Raw genomic sequence first — 4,256 nt, forward strand, 5'->3', positions numbered from 1 at the left:
CCCTCGGTCATTCGCAGGCCTCTGCCTTTTCATCCCCTCCTCTGGGGTGCTTGGGCGCTCATGCAGGTTGGCTTGCTGATCAGGCTCCTTGGAGCCATCCGGCTCTACACGCCCTTGTGGAAGGCGGGGAACCTGCTGAATGTCCTGGGAATCCTCTCCATGATGCTGACCGTGGTTTACCTGGCTGCTCGCGGCAAGCAGGTCCTGGCTTCCAAACGCTACCGTCGTCGCCAGCCCAAGGATTCGCATACCGAACTTGTTGGGACTTTGGCCCTGCGGGCGGACCTTGTTGCCACCTCGGTTACCGTGCTGGTCCTGGTGGCCGCCGTGGTCTTGATGGCCCTGCGACCGGCGCTGGCTGTCTCCGTCGGGGCAACGCCCAATACTGGAGGGGTTCAGGACGCATCGTCGAAGAGCATCCAGCCGACGGGACACACTAGAAGAGCTTCAATCAGGGTAAAGGGGATGGCCTTTGTGCCGGATACCATCACCATTGATGCAGGCGACCGGCTGGTTGTAGATTTTCAGAACACCGGAGATCAGCGGCACGACTTGGTTTTCGCCAATGGCAAGAGTACAGGATCCGTGCCGGTAGGCCAGAGCATCTCGGTCGATGTGGGAGTCCTGGGCGGCGACACATTGGGATGGTGCTCGCTGGCAGGACACCGTCAGATGGGCATGGAGCTCAAGGTCAAGACCAAGGGTGGAACGACTACCGAGCAAATGCAGTCCTCCGCTCGGAAGATGACCAGCAACCAGGCCCCTTCAGCAGCCAAACTCAAGGCGCAGGCTGAGAAGAGCGAACCTGCCAAGGCCACTCTTCCACTTTTGGATGACCAGGGGAGGGCTGGAACAAGAAAATACACTTTGGATGTCAAGGAACGTAAGGAGCAGGTTGCAGCAGGGCTTGAGCGCACGGTCTGGAGCTTCGATGACGCGGACGATCCACGGGATAAGGGATCGAGGCCCTTGGCTCAGGGTCCGGTGCTCAGAGGTCGTGTGGGAGACACCTTTGAAGTAACCATCAGAAACAAGGGAAGCATGAGCCATTCCATTGACTTTCATGCCGGCCCGGCTGTTCCCCAGACCATGATGCGCAACATAGAACCAGGCAAGGAGCTCCTGTACACCTTTACTGCTGATCGGGCCGGCATATGGATGTACCACTGCAGCAGCGACCCCATGTCAAACCATATAGCCAACGGCATGTATGGAGCTGTGGTCGTGGATGATGGCACCCTGTCACCAGTGGCTGCGGAATATGTTCTGGTCCAGTCCGAGATTTATCTGGGGTCCAATGGAGGGACTGCCGATGCTGAAAAAGTAGCGGCCATGACCCCGGATATCATGACCTTCAATGGACGGGCCTTTCAATATGATGCACACCCTCTCAAGCTGGAGAAGGGGCAAAGGGTCCGCATCTGGGTTCTGGATGCCGGCCCCAACCAGCCGCTGTCCTTCCATATCGTGGGAACCCAGTTCGATACGGTCTGGACCGAAGGCCGCTATCTGATAGGCGGAGGTTCAGGAGCGAATTCCGCTGACTCATCAGCCGGAGCACAGGTCCTGCCCTTGCTGCCGGCCCAAGGCGGCTTCGTAGAGCTCAAGGTCGATCAGCCTGGCGACTATTCCATAGTCAACCACGTCATGAGTCTGGCCGAAAAGGGTGCCCATGGCATCCTGCGGGTGTCGTGAAGCGATCAAGCGACGTGCATTGCTTTTAGCCAGATGGTTGCCAAGTTTCGGAACTGATCCGATCCTTGACTACTTGGAGAGGTAGTTCCTGCCTTGTCGCCTGTGCTGTGTCTTTCTGATTGTCTGCCGTCTCCAAGCAGGAAGGTTAAGACGCAAAGGCATCCATGAAATCGCAGGCGGATAAGAAAGTTGTGGACTGGGTCCGAGCGATCAATCCAGCAGCTGGAGGCCCTTGCCGTCCATCTGGTAAGTTGTGTATGCCGACGCCGTCCAAGAAGAAAGCCGGGATGGCTGCTGTGACCTTCTGTTTGTTCGACATGCCCGGTCCGTTGACATATTGGGTCTGAAGTTGCCAAGGCTGAATTTGGGTCGGTCCGTGGGTGCCGTTGGGTTGAGGTGTATATGCGGTTTGCCCGTAGGAATTTTGTGGTCCTCACTGAGTGCTCGAAGCCAGCCAAGATTGATCCGCATTCGGGTACCCGTTGGCAGCTGTTGAATGATTCCCTTGCGGGGAAGCAGACTCGTAGCTTTGACTGGAAGGCTCTTGGCCCTATCCCTTGTAGTCGGAGTAATTCTGGCTCGCCTGAGCTGGGTCTTGATTGTCGCTTGGTTGCTGATCTATTGGTTGATGCCGATTGTTCATGGTTGTCTTTCTTGTCCATATTGCTTCTGCAACTGCGATCGTCGCGGGCCATACATGGGCAGCACATGCTGCTATGGCAAGATGGACAAGAACACGAAGAACCCTTGCTCCTTGGGTTGAAGCAGGGAGGACTAGTGGTGACCCCGGAGAGATTCGAACTCTCGACCTACAGATTAGAAGTCAGTTGCTCTATCCAGCTGAGCTACGGGGCCAAACCCTTTCATTGTACCCGCTTTGGTCCACCGGCGGGTCAAATCTATGAAGCCTGGTCGGCGAGGGCATCCGAGATGGCCTGAGCCATAGCAGGAACGGTCATGCCATACCTTTCCATCAGGGTGGCTTGGGGAACCCTGTCGTTGAACTCCTTGGCCGCTCCGAAGGCCAGGGTGCGGACCTTAGCAGGCCCATAGTAGGCAGCCACTGCCTGTCCCCAGCCGCCGTCCAGCTGACCGTCCTCGATGGTGGCCACCAGGGAGTGGGTGCTGGCCAGTGCATTTAAGGTCTGTTCATCCAAGCAGTCATAGCGATGTGGGTCCACCAGTGTGGGCTTTAGCCCCATGGACTTTTCCAAGGAATCTGCAAGGTCGCGGCCTAGTGGCAGCGCATCGCCGAGAGCCAGCACGGCTACGGTCTTACCCTCTTGCAGAATGCGATAGCGATCCCAGGGAGCAGGGTCCGACCCGCATTCAATATCGGTCTTCGAGGGATCTGGAGCCGGTGCTGTCGGCTTCCCGGCCCGTTCTGTAGCCAGTGTGCGCTCGCCGGGCACCCTGATTACCACCGGCTGCCGAGCCGGGCCAGTGGCCCAGGCCAGCATGTCCAGAAACTCGGCCCCGCTGGTCGGAGCCAGGCAGGTCAGTCCGGGGATGCCCCGCATCATGACCATGTCGGCCGTTCCCGAATGTGTGGCATCGGTTTTGGCAATGCCGGTGGAGAAAACCAGGAGAGTCACTGCGCTGCCGTTCAAGGCCATCTCCTGCTCAATCTGATCGTAGGCCCTCTGGAAGAAGGTGGCTGAGGTGGCGACCACAGGAGTGCCTCCGGCCTTGGCGATGCCCGCAGCATAGGCTATCGCGTGGGATTCGGCGATGCCCACGTCCCGGTAGTGGTTTCCAGCCCGCTGGCGGAAGTCAGGATCGATGCCATTGGACAGCGGCGTGGCGGGGGAGATGACCGTTAGGCCCGGCTCTTGTGGGAACCTGGACTCCAAGGCCTGCATGGCCATTCTTCCGTAAGTCTTTCGTGAATTGGGCAGGCGGTCCACGGAGTCCAAGCCGTCCTGCCAGTGGTTGGCCTCCACCGGGCCTTCGGCGGGCAAATCGGGCAGGGAAGTCATATGAGCTGTGTTCCCATCGCTCTGTGCCACGGAAGTCGGGCCAATCTGCCCCTGACTGCCCTGTCCCAGCCCCAAGCCCTTGCGGGTGTGAATATGGACCACCACCGGATGATCGATGTCCTTGACCCGACGGAAGGCTTCGATTAGGTCCTCGATCCGGTTGCCCTCCTCCACGTAGCTATAGTCCAGTCCAAGGGCACGGAAGGGATTGTCTGGGCTACGTCCCCCACTGGCACGGAGGGCCGCCAGACTCTTGTAGAGTCCTCCGTGGTTCTCGGCGATGGACATTTCGTTGTCATTGACCACGATAATCAGGTTGCCGCCCTGTTCAGCAGCCCAGTCCAGCCCTTCGAAGGCCGGCCCGCTGCTCAGGGAGCCATCCCCGATGAAGGCGATGATGTTGGCCTTGCCGCCGGTCGCATCCCGCTGGGCGGCCATCCCACAGGCCAGGCCGATCGAGGTGCCTGTGTGCCCCAGCACGAAGTCGTCGTAGGGGCTCTCCTTGGGCGAGGTGAATCCGGACAAATCCTCCTGAGACTCAGGGTCCGTGTAGGCCCGGCGCCGACCGGTCAGGATCTTGTG

2 protein-coding genes and 1 tRNA gene are annotated in these 4,256 nt (G+C 59.0%); 1 reads left to right on the plus strand and 2 read right to left on the minus strand.

The annotated features are described in order from the left end of the window. Positions 1-1,695 (plus strand): multicopper oxidase domain-containing protein (locus AC0AP0_RS09565; RefSeq protein WP_490430294.1); only part of this gene is annotated, 1,695 nt, incomplete at its 5' end. Between the two features lie 778 nt (positions 1,696-2,473). On the opposite strand, the gene AC0AP0_RS09570 is transcribed toward AC0AP0_RS09565, so the two are convergent. Together AC0AP0_RS09570 and AC0AP0_RS09575 are read right to left on the minus strand one after the other, a co-directional pair. Beyond that, positions 2,474-2,550: transfer RNA gene (locus tag AC0AP0_RS09570), tRNA-Arg, on the minus strand. A gap of 44 nt (positions 2,551-2,594) precedes the next feature. Further along, positions 2,595-4,256, minus strand: a 1,662-nt coding sequence (locus tag AC0AP0_RS09575) for a 1-deoxy-D-xylulose-5-phosphate synthase (protein ID WP_490430295.1), incomplete at its 5' end; no start/stop codon positions are given.

It is taken from the genome of Bifidobacterium sp. POST2/T3 (B1) (assembly GCF_058197115.1).